Here is a 15441-nt window from a genome sequence, read left to right as displayed (position 1 = left end):
GTCATACCTTGAAGGAAGTTTTGCTGATAAATATCTCCGGTGAAGACAAACCCGGATTGACAGCTTCTGTCACCGATATCCTGGCCGGCTTTGATGTCAATGTGCTGGATATAGGGCAGGCGGTAATTCATGACACCTTATCGCTGGGCGTTTTGGTGGAGATGCCGGAATCCCAGTCACACTCTTCGGTGCTTAAGGACATACTGTTTCGTACCTACGAGTTAGGTATGCAGGTGCGCTTTACCCCGATCACCGAAGACAGCTACGGCCAATGGGTGTCCGGACAGGGGCGCCCACGTTATATTGTTACTCTGCTGGCGCGTAAGATCACGGCGCGCCATATCTCCCGAATCACATCTATCATTGCGGCTGCCGAGCTGAATATTGATAGCATCAATCGGCTTTCAGGGCGCATTCCGCTGGGTAGTGAGACCCGGCTCGACAAAGCCTGTGTGGAGTTTTCGGTGCGCGGGAATGTCGATAGTCCGCAACAGTTTCGTCAGGACCTGTTGGAGCTTGCCAGTGAACTCGATATTGATATCGCGTTTCAGGAAGACAATAAGTATCGGCGAAACAGGCGCCTGGTCGCCTTTGATATGGACTCTACCCTGATTGAGGCCGAGGTGATTGACGAACTGGCCAAGGAAGCCGGCGTTGGTGAGGAGGTCGCCGCCATTACCGAAGCCGCGATGCGCGGTGAGTTAGACTTTACCGAGAGCTTCCGCCGCCGGGTCGCATTGCTCAAAGGTCTGGATGAATCAGTTTTGGCCAAGGTTGCAGCGCGCTTGCCGGTAACCGAAGGCGCCAGCCTACTCATTGATACTTTAAAATCACTGGGTTATCGCACTGCCATTTTATCCGGCGGCTTTACTTACTTCGGTGAACGCTTGCAGCAAATGTTTGGCATTGACTATGTTTATGCCAATGAACTGGAAATTATTGAAGGCAAAGTGACCGGCCGGGTTACCGGGCAGGTGGTCGATGGCCAGCGTAAGGCCGAGCTGCTGCGCGATATTGCCAAGCGTGAAGGCATTGATCTGCAGCAGGTGATCAGTGTGGGAGATGGTGCCAATGATTTACCCATGCTGAGTATTGCCGGGCTTGGTATCGCTTTTCGCGCCAAGCCGCTGGTAAAACAAAGTGCGGGGCATTCAATTTCTACCTTGGGTCTGGACGGTATTTTATACTTGCTGGGGATCAGCGATCGCCATCAGTCAGACTTGAGCGATAAGTTGTAACGGTGGGCCGTGATGAGCTGGCGCCAGACCACTTGCGTCGGTTAGATATTGTTCCAGAAAGACTCGAACTGGGTGTTAATGATGTCGCCCCGATCGCGCATTGCGACCTCTTCCAGATGCTGAATATAGCGGAACTCAAACTGATTGTAAGCGGCTGTTGAGGCTACCTTTTTGAACAGCTGGATGTAGGATTCCTCGCCGTTGCGAATCAGAGTCACCTTCTGGCGCTCTTTGAAGCCTGCGCGGGGTGTGACCAGCGTATAGGGCTGACCAACCAACTTGATCTCGGGTAACAACAGGGCTCGCATGAGCTCGCCGTCTTCACCTGTTTTGTGTTGGATGCGTGCTGCGCAAGGTTCGGCTCGCGGGCTCAGCAGCTCGACGCCAAGCAGGGTAGTGTCTTCTCGCACCTGACTTACCCAGCGAATCACCGCAATGCTCCAGGCACTGTTGTCGACTTCGCGCACGGAAATGACATCACCGGTTTTGACATGGCTGGGAATTTCGGCAGACCATTCCAGGCAATAACCGCCGGGGCTGACGTTGGTCATGCGTGCTGGGAATACAGGGTGACGCTCACCTGTATCTGCAGGAATTTTTGCCTCACGCAGATGAAATTCCAGATCACTGAGATCAATGACCTCGGCCTCATCATCTTCATTGGCGAAAGCACTATCCCACACATCTTTCTCATGGGGCTGATTGCTGTCGTCAAACGGATTGTTGCCAGCAGGTGTCGCAGTAGCTCCGGCAATCATTTCGTCGAAATCGATACCGCCGGAGACATAATAGTGTGTGTTACTCAGACCAACCGATACCCACAGTTTGTCTTGTGCCGATGCTCTGGCGAAATTACGCTTACTCATCACGCCCCAGGCGGTGATGATGTGATCGAGTACGTTGGGGGAAACCGCATTGTCCTTGTCGAATACAATGGCGCGATCGCCAGCATCTTCACTAACGCTGTCCAGATGCTTGACCAGGCTGTCAGTATTGATCAGGCGACAGTTGGGCCCTGGTACATCGCTGTATAGCGAGCTGTATATTGGCGGGTAGTCGCTAGCCAAATCGACCAGAAACAAACCATTGCCCTGACCCGGGTTGAGTAATTCTGTATGGCGGACCCAGTCACGCAGGCCTTTGAATACGCCTGAAAGGTCTCTTTGTCGTAATTGATTGGGCTTGCAGCAGCCCAGCATCAGCCCGCGCAGATAAGTCTCAGCAATGCTGCCATCACCGAACAGGTTGTCGCCGACAATCTGGCTAGTCAGTTGTTGGCGCTCCGACAGCATGTAAAGCTGATGCAGCTCTGTCCACGCGTTGAGTTCGACCGGCTGGTAAAGTTGGTAAGACAGCAGTAGCTTCATGCTGGCGGTGGTTATCGCCCGGTGTATTGCCTGGCAAACCAGTTTTGCCGGATTAACGCCAGCCAGTGACTCGCGCTGCTGAATAGTATGAATCGCGCTAATCGTGTAACCGGTGGCCAGAATCTCGAGCAGGCTGCGCGCCAGGCGACTGGCCTTACGCGGTTCTTCAGGAAGCAGCACCGGTTGGTTAAGATAGTAGTGGCGCATAGCGGTCAAGACCATGTCGGCCGTGGGGCGTAAGGTCTCAAGAATTTGAAAGCGCAAATCGGGGCGCAGGTTGGTACGATTGAGTTCGCCAATGGCATCACGCAGTTGCTGGGTAACCAGCACTGTATTGGTAATAGGCAGTGTTTCGACCCAACGTTCGGCCTGCTCAGCGGTCAGTCCGAACACGGTGAATTCCGCAAGATCTTGCCGCGGGATACGTAACTTAATGGGTTCGCTATTACTCATAGTACTCGCGCTTCGTTATTCGGTCTCTTTATTCGAAGTACACTTTTATCGGTTTTCACAGAAGTTATTGAACTCACTATAGCTTAAAATTCAACCGATTAGGACGACTGTATCATGCTTTTTCTCAGTTTTGTGGCGTGTCCCAAATTTTCACGATTTTGTTCGCTGCCGGTGTTCGGGATAAAAATTGAGAAGTTTGGCAGTGATGGCTACTTTTTTCGATGAGTGCCATTGCCCGGGACAAGCGGTATCATAGCGCCCTGTTGAAGACGACCGAGAGACCAAGATGGCCATATCCACCGGCGAGTTTAAATCCGGATTAAAAGTAATGCTGGAGGGAGATCCCTGCAGTATTGTCGAAAATGAGTTTGTGAAGCCGGGCAAGGGCCAGGCTTTCGCTCGAGTCAGGTTGAAAAACTTGCGCACTGGACGGGTGTGGGAGCGCACATTTAAGTCGGGGGACTCGCTTGAGGCTGCTGATGTGATGGATCGGACCATGGAGTATTTGTATACCGATGGTGAATTCTGGCACTTTATGGAACCCGAGACCTACGAGCAGTATCAGGCTGATGAGACCGCTGTTGGTGAGACCGCAAAATGGCTCAAAGAGCAGGACCGCTGTGAGGTCACGCTATATAACGACGCTCCCCTGAGCGTCACCGCGCCCAATTTTGTTGAGCTGGCAATCGCTGAGACAGACCCCGGTCTCAAGGGTGATACTGCCAGCGGTGGCAGCAAGCCGGCTACATTAGTCACTGGCGCGATTGTCAAAGTACCGCTTTTTTTAAGTACTGACGATATCGTGCGCATCGATACCCGCACCGGTGAGTATGTTGGGCGCGGAAAAGCCTGATTGATGGATCCGGATTGGCGACCGACCGCTGATCTCGATGTTATGCGTGCTCGGGCAGCACTGCTGTCTGCGGTACGTCAGTTTTTTGCCGAGCGTGAGGTGCTGGAGGTAGAAACACCGCTGCTGTGTGCGGCGCCGGTAACTGACCCCAGCGTGCAGGTGCTGACTGCTGCCAGCCGCTATTTGCAGACATCACCAGAGTACGCGATGAAGCGCTTGTTGGCCGCTGGCAGCGGGCCAATATTCCAAATATGTAAAGCCTTTCGTGGCGCAGAGGCAGGCTCGCGTCACAATCCTGAATTCAGCATGCTGGAGTGGTATCGGCCTGGTTTTGCCAGCACCGACCTGATGCAAGAGGTCGAGGATTTATTGCGCCCTCTGTTGCCGGGTTGGAGCTGGGAACGTATCAGCTATCGTCAGTTGTTCCTTGATCACTTGGGGGTCGAGCCGCATCAAGCCAGTCTGGAGCAACTTCAGCACCTGGCTGCGCTGCATGTGGAAACCAACTTTGTAAGCGCTGACCGGGATGACTGGCTGAGCTTGCTGATGACACACGTTATTGAACCCCGGCTCAGTGCCACCACGCTGTTGGTGGTATACGATTATCCTGCTAGCCAATGTGCCCTGGCTCGGCTCTGCGAGCGCGACGGCATCGTCGTCAGTGACCGTTTTGAAGTCTACGGCGGCGGTCTGGAGTTGGCCAACGCATACTGCGAGTTAGCCGATCCTGAAGAGTTGTTGCGACGCTTCCAGAAAGATTTACAGCACCCGGCTTTAAGCAGTGCTCAGCGGCCAATTGATCAGCGCCTGCTGGCGGCTCTGGAGGCAGGCTTACCGGATTGTAGTGGAATAGCGCTGGGGCTTGATCGGTTGTTAATGTTGCAACTGGAAATGGATGATATTGATAAGGTGCTGACGTTTCCGTGGGCGCAGGCTTGACTGATTAGCTGCGGCCGGGCGGTGGATTTAGGACAACAGCGCCGTAGCTGTCGCGAAACTCCTCTGGCAGGCGACAGGGTCGGCCGCTGCTCAAGGCAATGCAGACGAACTTGACCTTACTGCGCAACAGGGTTTTCTGATCGCTGTCACGGACTATTTGAAAGTGTCGGTGCATGCTGAGTTTGCCGTCCCAGTTGACGATCCAGGTGGCGGCGGTAACGCTGTCACCGAGCTTGCTGGCCGCCAAATAGTCGAATTCACTGCGTGCGATTACCATAGCCCGGTCCAGCCTTTGATAGCTGTCGAGATCAAGCCCAAGAGAGACTGAATGAGCCCAGGCGGTCTGCTCGCACCACTTCACATAGACGGTATTGTTTGTGTGCTTGAGCCCGTCTATGTCGCCGTGCTGTACTGTGAATTGATGAGTAAAGGGTTTGTCGAAATCCCATTTGATCGTGCTCATGCTCTAGATCCTTGCGGTCCGGCAGTGTCTGCCAACTTTTGGCCTATGCCGGCATAGCCATAAATGATGGCGATTAGCGGGCACAGGTAGTTAAAAAATGCGAAAGGCGCGTAGCTTAGAGTTGCCACTCCTAGCGTCGCCGCCATATAGGCTCCACAGGTATTCCAGGGCACTAAAGCAGAGGTCAGCGTGGCAGAATCCTCCAGCGTGCGTGACAGATCGAGCCGGGATATTCCGCGGCGATCAAATTCTGCTCGGTACATGGTGCCCGGTATAGATATGGCGATAAATTGATCGGCAGTCATCAGGTTGGTGGTGGTGCAGGTGGCGACGGTAGTGGCAATCAGAGCGCCCTTGCTGTGTGCCCGTTTGAGCGCAGCATTGACCAGGTATTCGAGAATGCCAACGCGTTGCAGGGTGCCACCCATTGCCATGGCGCAGATGATCAAGGACACGGTATTGAGCATGCTGGCCATGCCACCTTTGGACAGCAGCTGGTCAAGGAAGGGGCTGGAGCTGCTGGAGGTGAACCCGCTGAACAGGCTGATCCAGACGCCTTTGAGTTTTAACAGGGGTGTCGATAGCCCGTGTGCATCGCCGGCCAATGCCATGACAGCCTGCGGTTGAAACAACAGCGCAAATGACACTCCCATGAGGGTGCTGATTAATATGGCAGGCAATGCCGCAACTCTGCGCCAGGCCAAGCCTAGCATTATCAGCAGAGGCAGCAGTAGATGCAGGCCAAGATTGAATTGCTCGGTCATATTTTGGCGCAGCTCGGCGATCTCGCTGGGCGGAGTGGCTGCTTCGCCGCCGATCAGGCTGAATATGATCAGTGCGATAGCGAAACTCGGTACCGTGGTCCAAAGCATGTGGCGAATATGACTGAACAGGTCAACGCCCGTTACGGCGGCTGCCAGATTGGTGGTATCGGAAAGCGGAGACAGCTTATCGCCGAAGTAGGCCCCCGATATGATGGCGCCAGCAGCGATGGCTGGCGACAGGCCGAAGCTGCCGGCAATCGCCATGAGGCCGATACCCATGGTCCCAGCGACGGTCCATGAAGAGCCGATACTGGTGGCGATAATGGCGCAAATAAGAGCGCTGGCGGCATAGAAATAGGTCGGGTTAAGTATCTCTACCCCGTAATAAATCAGCGCCGGTATGGTCCCCGCCAAAATCCAGGCGCCGATCAGCATTCCGACTGCCATAAGAATCAACAGTGGGGCAACGCACATGCTGATAGCGTCCTGTATACCTTGCTCAATGTCGCGCCAGCTGAGCCCACGGTGCAGTCCCACCAGGCCAGTAAACGCGGCGCTGAACAGGAGTGCTACCTGATTGGCACCGTAGGAAGAATCCGCGCCAAACAGCAATACCGACAAGGCCAGCAAACTGACTAGTAAAACCAGGGGCGCCAGCGCTGTGGTCAGGGTCAGTGGTTTGTGCATAACATGCCTTTTATAATGGGAATCCTGGTCAGCGGAGGCAATCGGCGGTCTCCAGTGATGGTACAGCAACAGGCGCTACAGTAGAATTTGTGCGCTATGAGTCTCGCGCCGATATTTTCCTCTCTATTTCATGCCTTGCTGGCCTGTCTGTCGGGTGAGCTGCGCGATGCCAGGCGGAGTTTTTAACGTGAGTGACATGGCGCCGGTAGAGCTTCACCCGCTCTACTATTTGCACAATTTTGAGGTCCTTTGCGACACCGTAGAGGCGCAGTATGGTGATTTACTGACTGCGCAGGAGCTACAGTTTTTGCAAGATTTTCGCGCGTGTGAAGATGCTGCGCGTGGGCTCTTTGTGCGACTGACATCCAGGCGCGGCACCTGGTTTCGTCCTGAAAAGCTGAATTATCCGGAGTTGACTGAGAATCTGACCGTTCCGCTGGAGCAATTGGCGAGCAGGGGTCTGGTCAGTTTTACCGCTGACCCGGGACTGGAGTTATTGCTGGAGCTTTGTTTGAAAGGTGAACTGCTGCAGCTGTTTGCAGATATTCTGGCCCCTGACGCCCGTAAACTGCGCAAGCCGGAGTTGGCTGAGCAGTTGCTGCAATTGGCGCTGGATTCCGAGGAGGTCAACCGGCGCTGGCAGGACTGGTATACACACTCCGTGATAGAGGTGCATGGACCAGCAGTGGTTGAGGTGCTGCAGCTGTTGTTTTTTGGCAATCGCCGGCAGAGCCTGACGGACTTTGTGCTCAGTGATCTTGGGGTTGCCAGCTATGAAAGCTACGCCCTGGACCGACGCTACCGCCTGTTTGCGAGCAGGGCTCAGGTAGATGAATACCTGCAAGCTGCTGTACTACGGGAACAATTTTATAACTTGCTGGAGCAGGATGATGTTGAGGCTATGGTAGCTTTGGTCGCGCTGCTGCCAGTGACACGTTCCAGCCATACCCCACAGCAGCAACGCTGGGATAAGTTGCGCAATAGGCTGGGCCGGCAGTTGGAGCGCTATCAGCAACCCGCAGCCGCTTTGCGCGCCTATGCGGGCAGCCATATGCATCCGGCACGAGAGCGCAGCGTGCGCCTGCTGGAATCTCAGGGTGAGTTAGAGCAGGCACTGGAGCTCTGCGATAGCATGGCGATGGACCCCTGGTGTGAAGCCGAAATGGATTTCCAACGGCGCAAGTCGGTGCAGTTGGCGCGCAAGAATGGCGCCGCAGTAACGTTGCTGAAGCCACCCGTACCGATCAGTGAAAGATTAGTGTTAGCGCCTACTGAGCGGCGCGTTGAGGAAGCGGCGGCGGCCCATTATCGTCAACACTGGCAATGGGTCGGCCATGTTGAAAATTCAATGGTGAATGCCCTGTTTGGGCTGGCCTTATGGGAACAGATATTTGCCGAAGTGGCCGGGGCTTTCGTAAATCCGTTTCAGTCGGCGCCCTTGGATATGTACAGTGGAACGTTTTATCGCACGCGACGCAGCGCTATAGACGCGCGCCTGGACGAGTTGGCGCAGGCAGATTTAGCCGCCGTGTTGCTAGCCAGTTACGACGCACATTTTGGCATCAGCAATAGATGGGTGAGTTGGCGCGGCATAGAGCGTGAGATGATTGCGACAGCCGCGCAAATCATTCCAGTGACTCATCTGATCGCCATGTGGCGGCGGATACTGTTTGATCCTCAGGCCAACCGCAGTGGTTTGCCTGATCTATTGGCACTGGACCCAGAACACGGCTACTGCATGATCGAGGTCAAGGGGCCGGGAGACCAGTTGCAGTTAAACCAAAAGCGCTGGTTGCGTTACTTTAGCGAGCAGGACATTCCGGTGAAAGTAGCATGGGTGAGCTGGCACGATGCATGAGTATCGGGTGGCGGTGCGCGAGCTGGCAGAGTTTTGCCACCGGCAGGGAGATATAGACTATCGCTTTACCCCTTCGCCTACTGCAATAGAAGGTATTGAAGGGCATCAGCAGGTCTACCAGCGGCGCGTTGGTGCTTACCAGGCTGAGCACCCGGTGGAGCAAGTGTTCAGTGGCGAAGCATTCAGCCTCCGAGTGAGTGGCCGTGCCGATGGTTACGACGCACTGCTTGGCTGCGTTGAAGAGATCAAGACCTGCCGCGTTGCGGTGGCTGAGATACCCTTACTGGTGCAGCAGTTGCACGCTGCGCAGGCGTTGCTTTACGCCGGATTGATTTGCATGGCCGAGCCACAGCGACAGCAGCTAAAGGTGCGGGTTTGTTACTTTAATATCGACACTAACGAAGAAACTCTGATAACAGTAGAGCATAGCCGTGAGTCGGCCTTGGGCTTTCTGGAACAAACGCTGGCGGACTATACTGTCTGGTTGAGCCAGTTGCATCAGTCACGCCAGCAGCGCGACGCCAGTATCAATGATCTAGAGTTTCCCCATGCCGAATATCGCGCTGGCCAGCGTGAGATGGCCGAGTTGGTCTATAAATGCGTCGATCAACAGGGGCAGCTGTTGTTGCAGGCGCCCACCGGTATTGGCAAGACGGCGGCAGTGATTTTCCCGGCGCTGAAAGCTATTGCACGAGGCAAACATGATGTGGTCGCTTTCGTCACGGCGAAAACGGTGGGCCGGCGTGCCGCAGAGCAGACGCTTGCATCGATGCAGGCGCAGGGCCTGCAACTAATTGCTGTATCGGTGACCGCCAAAGATCGAGTCTGTTTTAGTCCGGGCAAGGCCTGTCATGGTGATGATTGCGAATTTGCCGCTGGCTACTATGACCGGTTGCCTGCAGCGCGTAGCGCTGCTGTGGGCGATGCGCAGTTATTGACCCGCGATCGTATCGAAGGTCTGGCGCGTGAGCACAGTGTTTGTCCCTATCAGCTGGCGAGCGACCTATTGCCCTGGGCCGACTTTTGCGTTGCTGATATCCACTACTTTTACAGTTTGCTGGGTGGTCTGGGCGCGCCACTCGAGTACGGCTCGCGGCAATGGTCGATCGTGCTCGACGAAGCGCATAATCTACCCGCCAGGGCGCGTAATATGTACGCAGCGGAATTGCATAAGAAGCGTCTGCTGGCGGTGCGCAAGGACGCTCCGACTGCGGTGGTTAAGGCCCTTAATAATTGCAACCGGGCTTTGCTGGAATTACAAAAGCAGGCCTGGCAGGAGTCAGAATTCGACACTGCCAATGAGATCCCTGCACCGCTGTTGAACAGTTTGCAAAGGCTGGTAATGGCTGTGGCAGAGGCGATGGGTGCTGATCCGCAGCTGCTGCAACGTCGCGCAGAGCTGCGTGATTTCTATTTCGATACGCTGCAGTGGCTGCGAGTAGCGGAGAACTTTGGACCCGATTTTCGTTTCGAAATGCGCCGGCGCAGTGCCGCTAAGCAGAGTCTTAGTGTGCGCCTTAATTGTCTTGATCCATCGCGGCTGCTGGCCCAGCGGCAGCAGCGACCGTGTTCGGTCACTGCGTTTACCGCCACTGCGAACCCGCCGATGTGGTTGCTCAAGTCACTTGGCTTCGACACTGCAGCGGTCTATCAAGCATTGCCCTCACCGTTTACCCAGCAGCAGTTTCGGGTGCGCATTAATACCGGCATAGATACCCGTTATCAGCAACGCGAGCAGAGCCTGCCGAGATTGGCGGACACTATTGCCCAGTGGTTACGAGACGTAGCGGGGAATTGTATTGTGTACTTTCCATCCTACGCCTATATGAATGCCACGCTGATGTTGCTGGATGCGCACTTGTCCAGACGTGAGGTGATTGTGCAATCGCCTGAGCAGGACGATGCCGTGCGCGATGAGCTGTTGCGGCGTTTACGTGAGGAGTCGACGATCGCAGCATTTTGTATCCTGGGCGGGGTGTTTGGCGAAGGTATCGATTTGCCGGGAGATGACTTGTGCAGCGTGGTGGTGGTTGGTGTTGGCATGCCCCAGCTAAACCAGGATACGCGTACCTTGCAGGATTACTATCAGGCCACCGTGGGCGACGGTTTTGAGCACGCGTTTGTGTATCCTGGTATGCAAAAGGTCAGTCAGGCCTTGGGCCGGGTAATTCGTACTTCTAACGATCAAGGTCAGGCACTGCTCATCGACAGTCGCTACCGTCAGCCAGCTTACAGGCGGTTGCTGCCTCCCTGGTGGGATTACGAGTTGGATTGAGGCGCGTTATTCTGTGACTGGCGTGTAGGTGTAGCGGATATCGACCACCTGCGATTTGCCATCATTGCTAGCGAGATTGCTGATGCCGCGATAGCGCAGTAAGCGGCGATTGTCGCGTGAATAAGTGAGGAGAATAGGATCTGTAATTGCGGCGAGTAGCCAATTGTCGAGGGCGACTACCAGACACAAGGTATTGGCCTCACAATCTTCCGGCACAGCTTGGTGTGCTTCCATTTTCAGCGGACTATCGCGCCCTGGGATGAGGAAGTTGAAGCGAATCTTGCGGCTGCTTTCGAGCACTTGCCAGTTGTTACGGATAAAATTGTCGAATCCTGCGTCGATCACCAGACCCGCTTCGGCCTCAGCGTCTATCACCACCTCGCGATCAAAGCGATAGTCGTTGACTTGCAGCACTGGAGCGATAGCACCACGACTGTAGTCCATGGTTTTTTTGGCGATCACGTCCCCGCCTTCATTGACGTAGGCGATTGAACAGAGGATACCATCGTCATCACAGCGGTGGAGTTCTTTGTAGAGCAACTCTCCGCTGCTCAAGTCTCTGGCCTCGCCAATAACTTTTGTTGCGTAAGCTGGCTGCGTCGCAGTGATGACAAACATGGCCACCAGCCACAGAGTTTCAGGCAATCGCGGTATCATTTGAACCCTCTGGGGCCATCAAGCGGCCGGCAGCGATACACATTAGGGGCATCAGGATGGCCCATATCAGAGCGATCGCCAGCGGGCTCCATATTGGCGTGCCAAAGCTGACGCTGGTCATGCCGACACCGGCGATATAGCTGCCAGTGCCTCCCACAGCGCCGAGCAGAGATGCCAATAGCAGGTGCTGCTGCAAGGCTTTGAAGACGTGATTGAGGGTGGTCGCAAAAATTGGCCACAGGCAACCTAGCCAGAGTGGCGGCCAGCCCCGGGTATCGTCTACTGTCAGAATGGAGGCGGCGAAGATTAATTGATCCAGCAGCAGGCCTCCCGCAGTTATCAGTGCTATCAGTAGCCATTCACGTTGTTGTTGCAAAAAAAGGACGCGGTGTAACGCCAGGTGGGCGATGACGAGCAAGGGCGCGACTACGTTGGAGTGCGTCAACAGCAACACTAACCAGCTGACGTTAAAGATCATCCCATTGAGCAAACCTTTGCCCATACTAGCCGACCCTATAGCGGGGTTTGGCGAAAGTGAGCTGCACCGTGGAGATCACTCGCTCGCGGAAGCCGCCTTCGCAGTAGCACAGATAGAACTCCCACATCCGTACGAATTCGTCATCGAAACCTTGGGCCTTCACCGTCTCCAGCTGCGCAAAAAAGCTCTCACGCCATTGCGCAAGAGTATCTGCGTAGTGCTCGGTGATGTCTCGCAAGTGAGTGACTTGCATGTCCGTGTCCTGCGCGATGTGCTGACCAATGACGGCCACTGAAGGCAGGCACCCGCCTGGGAAGATATAACGCTGGATAAAGTCCACTGAGCGTTTGGCAGCTTCATAGCGCTGGTCCGCGATAGTAATGGCTTGAATCACCATCAAACCTTGCGGTTTGAGCAGCGAACTGCATTTGCTGAAATAGTTTTGATAAAACTGGTGGCCCACCGCCTCAATCATTTCAACGGAGACCAGTTTGTCGAATTCACCGGTCAGGTCACGGTAGTCTTCGCACAGCACAGTGACTTGCTGTTCCAGCCCTTCACGCCGTACCCGCTGCACGGAGTACTCGTATTGCTCTCTGGAGATGGTGGTTGTGGTCACCTTACAGCCGTAGTGGCGAGCGGCATGCACCGCCATGCCTCCCCAGCCAGTGCCAATTTCCAGCAAGTGATCTTCCGGCTGCAGCTCCAGCTGTTGGCATAACAAATCCAGCTTGTGCTCCGAGGCTGCTTCTAGCGTCGCCTCTGGGTCTGGAAAGACAGCGGCTGAGTACATCATGGTGGGGTCGAGGAATAGCTCAAAGAAGTCATTGCCAAGATCATAGTGTGCGGCAATGTTTTTACGCGACCCGGTCAGTGTGTTGTTCTTGAGCAGGTGTGCCAGCTTCAGCGCGATCCGGGTCGGCAGCGATTTCTGCTGATCCATGTTTTCCAATACAGACATATTGGCGGTGAACAGTCGAATGACCTCGGTCAGGTCGGGTGAACTCCAATGCCCGAGTATGTAAGACTCTCCAGAACCCATGGAGCCGCCCATTAATACTCGGCGATACACTTCCTGATTGTTGACCCTGACCTGGGCGTGAGGCATGTGTGCGGGCTGGTCAAAATCGCCGAAGCGCAGGGTTTCCTCACCGTCATAGATGGTAAGGGTGCCTATTGCCAGTCGTTCTAGAATATTGAGCAGGGTGCGGCGGGCAAAGTTGATGCCCAGCAAGTTACCGCGCAGTTGCGGTAGGCGGATCCTGCTTACGCTGATGTCATTCATGGGTGCAAAAATTCCTGTTCTGCATGGGTGTAATAATAAACGTGTTCATACTTGAGACTGTGGGTGGGGGTGGAAGGGCACGCCTTTCCACCACAGCCGCAGCGCCTGCCAATATATAGCGGCGCCAACCTTGGCCGTCATCAGGGGGTAGGAGCGCAGGAACCGGTTCAGGTTCTCCGCTGTCGCTGGATGCCGGTTCATTGACAATGTGGCGTCAAACACAGTCTCTCCGTGTTGCGAATTGGCCATGTGCAGTACCAGTTTACGGCCTGGCGTATTGCTGTGCCATTGGTATTGCATGTCCATGGGGTGGAACGGTGAAACGTGGAAATCTTTGGCAAAACTATGCCGTAGCCAGCGTCCTTTTCCGGCGGGTAGTACGTAGCTGTGACGCTGATCCCAGGGCGTGTTGTTCACTTCAGCTATGACGTAGTCCAAAGTTTCTCCGTCCTCCTTGAAGCAGTAGTAACAGCAGATCGGGTTCATGTAGTAGCCGAAATAGCGCATATTGGCCAACAGATAAATGGGCCCTTTCGTCTCTTCGCCAGTGCTCTCGCGCACCACCCGCCGCGCTTCCTGTTCCAGCGGTAGGTTAGGGTCGCCCAAAAAATCACTGCGACGAAACTGCGCTGGCGTCCAGCGCCCAGTGCCCCAGGCCCGGGTCTTTTGAAATAGCTCTGGCATCTCATCAAGGCGAAGGTAGGGCATGAACACCTTGTAGGTGAAGTCATGCTGACGGGGGCTGACTCGGCGGTGGCGCACCCAGCCCTCGTAAATGGCGCTATTCATGCAGCGCTTCTCAGCCTGCCATGTGGTTGCTGCGCGCCGAGTTTGGCCAAGGCGTCGGCTACTCGCTTACCCGAAAACACGCCGTCTTCGTGGAAGCCATTACGCCAGTAAGCGCCGCAGAACCAGGTGCGCTCATGGTTGATCTCTTCCCAGCGTTCCTGAGCCTGCATACCCTCCAAAGTGAATACCGGGTGTGCATAATTAAAGCGGCCGAGGATCAAATAGGGGTTGATTGCTGCGGTATTGTTCAGTGTGACGCAAAATGTCTCTGGTGCGTCCAGCCCCTGCAGCATATTCATGTTGTAGGTAACGGTGGCGCGCTGGCTATCGAGCCCGAGCTGATAGTTCCAGGCTGACCAGCAGCGACGATCCTGCGGCAGCAGGCGCACATCGGTGTGCAGTATCACCTCGTTGTCCTGGTAGGGCAGTTGGCCGAGGATATCGGTTTCCGCTGCTGCGGGATCTCGCAGCAGCGCCAAAGCTTGGTCGCTGTGGCAGGCGAAAACAACGTGTTCGAATTGCTCTCGCTTTCCGTTCACCTCTATCTCAACGTGGTTCTCGTGGCGCCATACGCCGGTAATGTCGCTGTCGGTGTGGATATTGTGTTCAAAGCCCTGGCACAGTGGCGCCAGATATTCCCGGGAGCCGCCCTCAATGACACGCCACTGGGGCCGATTGAATATTTGCAGCAGCCCGTGGTTGCGGAAAAATCGGATGAAAAACTGTAGGGGGAAGTTGAACATCACCGGGGTATCAGCTGACCATATCGCAGAACCCATTGGAATTAAATAATGGTTGATAAAGCCTTCACTATAACCCTCTCTAACCAGATAATCGCCCAGGCTGAGGTCTTGGCTGGCGGCTCCCGAGTCAAGGTCGCGCTGGGCCTTTTTGTTGAAGCGCAAAATACCCCAGATCATTTTCCAGAAGCGAGGCGATAGCAGGTTGCGTCGTTGCGCAAACAGGCTGTTGAGACTGGAACCAGCGTATTCAAGGCCGGTTGCAGAGTCGCTGACGCCAAAGCTCATTGTAGTGGGTTTCCGTGATACCCCTAATTCGTCCATGAGCGCGATAAAGTTAGGATAGGTCCAATCATTATAGACGATGAACCCGGTGTCGACTGCGAATCGACGCCCGCCCATCGCAACGTCAACGGTGGCTGTGTGTCCGCCAATGCGCTGGTCAGACTCAAAGACGTGCACCTCGTGTTGGCGGTGCAGGTAGTAGGCGCAGCTCAGTCCCGAAATACCGGAGCCAATAATCGCAATTTTCATGGTCGATGTACCTGATCGTCTCTATAGTATGCTGTTTACGGACTCCGCCTGATAGCGGATC

At 54.9% G+C, this 15441-nt stretch carries 13 protein-coding genes; 5 read left to right on the top strand and 8 right to left on the bottom strand.

Annotated features, from left to right (window positions below; translation table 11 throughout):
• The first annotated feature begins 8 nt into the window (after window positions 1-8).
• On the top strand, window positions 9-1238 hold the full coding sequence (gene serB, locus EYC98_RS02940) for a phosphoserine phosphatase SerB (RefSeq protein ID WP_279243811.1): 1230 nt from the start codon (window positions 9-11) through the stop codon (window positions 1236-1238).
• 41 nt (window positions 1239-1279) lie between these two features.
• Here serB and EYC98_RS02935 read toward each other — a convergent pair whose 3' ends face one another.
• On the bottom strand, window positions 1280-3058 hold the full coding sequence (locus EYC98_RS02935) for a GTPase (protein ID WP_279243810.1): 1779 nt from the start codon (window positions 3056-3058) through the stop codon (window positions 1280-1282).
• A 286-nt stretch (window positions 3059-3344) separates the two neighbouring features.
• On the opposite strand from EYC98_RS02935, the gene efp reads away from it, so the two are divergent.
• Window positions 3345-3911, top strand: coding sequence for an elongation factor P (gene efp, locus EYC98_RS02930; protein WP_279243809.1), 567 nt, complete (start codon window positions 3345-3347; stop codon window positions 3909-3911).
• Between the two features lie 3 nt (window positions 3912-3914).
• On the top strand, window positions 3915-4850 hold the full coding sequence (epmA, locus tag EYC98_RS02925; protein WP_279244876.1) for an EF-P lysine aminoacylase EpmA: 936 nt from the start codon (window positions 3915-3917) through the stop codon (window positions 4848-4850).
• Window positions 4851-4854: 4 nt separating this feature from the next.
• On the opposite strand, the gene EYC98_RS02920 is transcribed toward epmA, so the two are convergent.
• Both EYC98_RS02920 and nhaC read right to left on the bottom strand, forming a co-directional pair.
• A complete protein-coding gene (locus tag EYC98_RS02920) occupies window positions 4855-5313 on the bottom strand; it encodes an acyl-CoA thioesterase (RefSeq protein WP_279243808.1) in 459 nt (152 codons plus the stop codon).
• Complete coding sequence (nhaC, locus tag EYC98_RS02915; protein WP_279243807.1) at window positions 5310-6764, bottom strand: Na+/H+ antiporter NhaC; 1455 nt, start codon at window positions 6762-6764, stop codon at window positions 5310-5312. Before nhaC ends, EYC98_RS02920 begins: the two co-directional genes overlap by 4 nt.
• Window positions 6765-6960: 196 nt before the next feature.
• On the opposite strand from nhaC, the gene EYC98_RS02910 reads away from it, so the two are divergent.
• Both EYC98_RS02910 and EYC98_RS02905 read left to right on the top strand, forming a co-directional pair.
• Window positions 6961-8622 (top strand): VRR-NUC domain-containing protein, encoded by a 1662-nt coding sequence (locus EYC98_RS02910; protein WP_279244875.1) that lies wholly within the window; start codon window positions 6961-6963, stop codon window positions 8620-8622.
• A complete protein-coding gene (locus tag EYC98_RS02905) occupies window positions 8615-10897 on the top strand; it encodes an ATP-dependent DNA helicase (protein WP_279243806.1) in 2283 nt (760 codons plus the stop codon). The genes EYC98_RS02910 and EYC98_RS02905 overlap by 8 nt, the downstream gene beginning before the upstream one ends.
• Window positions 10898-10903: 6 nt before the next feature.
• Here the strand turns inward: EYC98_RS02905 and EYC98_RS02900 are convergent, their stop codons facing one another.
• Genes EYC98_RS02900 through EYC98_RS02880 form a run of 5 tightly spaced genes read right to left on the bottom strand, consistent with a single transcriptional unit; the run spans window position 10904 to window position 15380 of the window.
• On the bottom strand, window positions 10904-11554 hold the full coding sequence (locus tag EYC98_RS02900) for a hypothetical protein (RefSeq protein ID WP_279243805.1): 651 nt from the start codon (window positions 11552-11554) through the stop codon (window positions 10904-10906).
• Window positions 11535-12056, bottom strand: coding sequence for a DUF2878 domain-containing protein (locus EYC98_RS02895; RefSeq protein WP_279243804.1), 522 nt, complete (start codon window positions 12054-12056; stop codon window positions 11535-11537). Before EYC98_RS02895 ends, EYC98_RS02900 begins: the two co-directional genes overlap by 20 nt.
• 1 nt (window position 12057) lies before the next feature.
• Entirely contained in the window at window positions 12058-13317 is a 1260-nt protein-coding gene (locus tag EYC98_RS02890) for a class I SAM-dependent methyltransferase (RefSeq protein WP_279243803.1), read from the bottom strand.
• 45 nt (window positions 13318-13362) lie between these two features.
• On the bottom strand, window positions 13363-14106 hold the full coding sequence (locus EYC98_RS02885) for a DUF1365 domain-containing protein (protein ID WP_279243802.1): 744 nt from the start codon (window positions 14104-14106) through the stop codon (window positions 13363-13365).
• On the bottom strand, window positions 14103-15380 hold the full coding sequence (locus tag EYC98_RS02880; RefSeq protein ID WP_279243801.1) for an NAD(P)/FAD-dependent oxidoreductase: 1278 nt from the start codon (window positions 15378-15380) through the stop codon (window positions 14103-14105). The genes EYC98_RS02885 and EYC98_RS02880 overlap by 4 nt, the downstream gene beginning before the upstream one ends.
• Window positions 15381-15441: the final 61 nt, after the last annotated feature.

Source organism: Candidatus Litorirhabdus singularis (genome assembly GCF_026262625.1).
GTDB classification, from domain to species: Bacteria; Pseudomonadota; Gammaproteobacteria; order Pseudomonadales; family Halieaceae; genus Litorirhabdus; species Litorirhabdus singularis.
This window is presented reverse-complemented; position numbering and strand designations above follow the sequence as displayed.

Coding starts and splice junctions, on each gene's coding strand:
- EYC98_RS02935 (WP_279243810.1), bottom strand. CDS start 3,058: ATGAGTAATAGCGAACCCATTAAGTTACGTATCCCGCGGCAAGATCTT.
- efp (WP_279243809.1), top strand. CDS start 3,345: ATGGCCATATCCACCGGCGAGTTTAAATCCGGATTAAAAGTAATGCTG.
- epmA (WP_279244876.1), top strand. CDS start 3,915: ATGGATCCGGATTGGCGACCGACCGCTGATCTCGATGTTATGCGTGCT.
- EYC98_RS02920 (WP_279243808.1), bottom strand. CDS start 5,313: ATGAGCACGATCAAATGGGATTTCGACAAACCCTTTACTCATCAATTC.
- nhaC (WP_279243807.1), bottom strand. CDS start 6,764: ATGCACAAACCACTGACCCTGACCACAGCGCTGGCGCCCCTGGTTTTA.
- EYC98_RS02910 (WP_279244875.1), top strand. CDS start 6,961: ATGGCGCCGGTAGAGCTTCACCCGCTCTACTATTTGCACAATTTTGAG.
- EYC98_RS02905 (WP_279243806.1), top strand. CDS start 8,615: ATGCATGAGTATCGGGTGGCGGTGCGCGAGCTGGCAGAGTTTTGCCAC.
- EYC98_RS02900 (WP_279243805.1), bottom strand. CDS start 11,554: ATGATACCGCGATTGCCTGAAACTCTGTGGCTGGTGGCCATGTTTGTC.
- EYC98_RS02895 (WP_279243804.1), bottom strand. CDS start 12,056: ATGGGCAAAGGTTTGCTCAATGGGATGATCTTTAACGTCAGCTGGTTA.
- EYC98_RS02890 (WP_279243803.1), bottom strand. CDS start 13,317: ATGAATGACATCAGCGTAAGCAGGATCCGCCTACCGCAACTGCGCGGT.
- EYC98_RS02885 (WP_279243802.1), bottom strand. CDS start 14,106: ATGAATAGCGCCATTTACGAGGGCTGGGTGCGCCACCGCCGAGTCAGC.
- EYC98_RS02880 (WP_279243801.1), bottom strand. CDS start 15,380: ATGAAAATTGCGATTATTGGCTCCGGTATTTCGGGACTGAGCTGCGCC.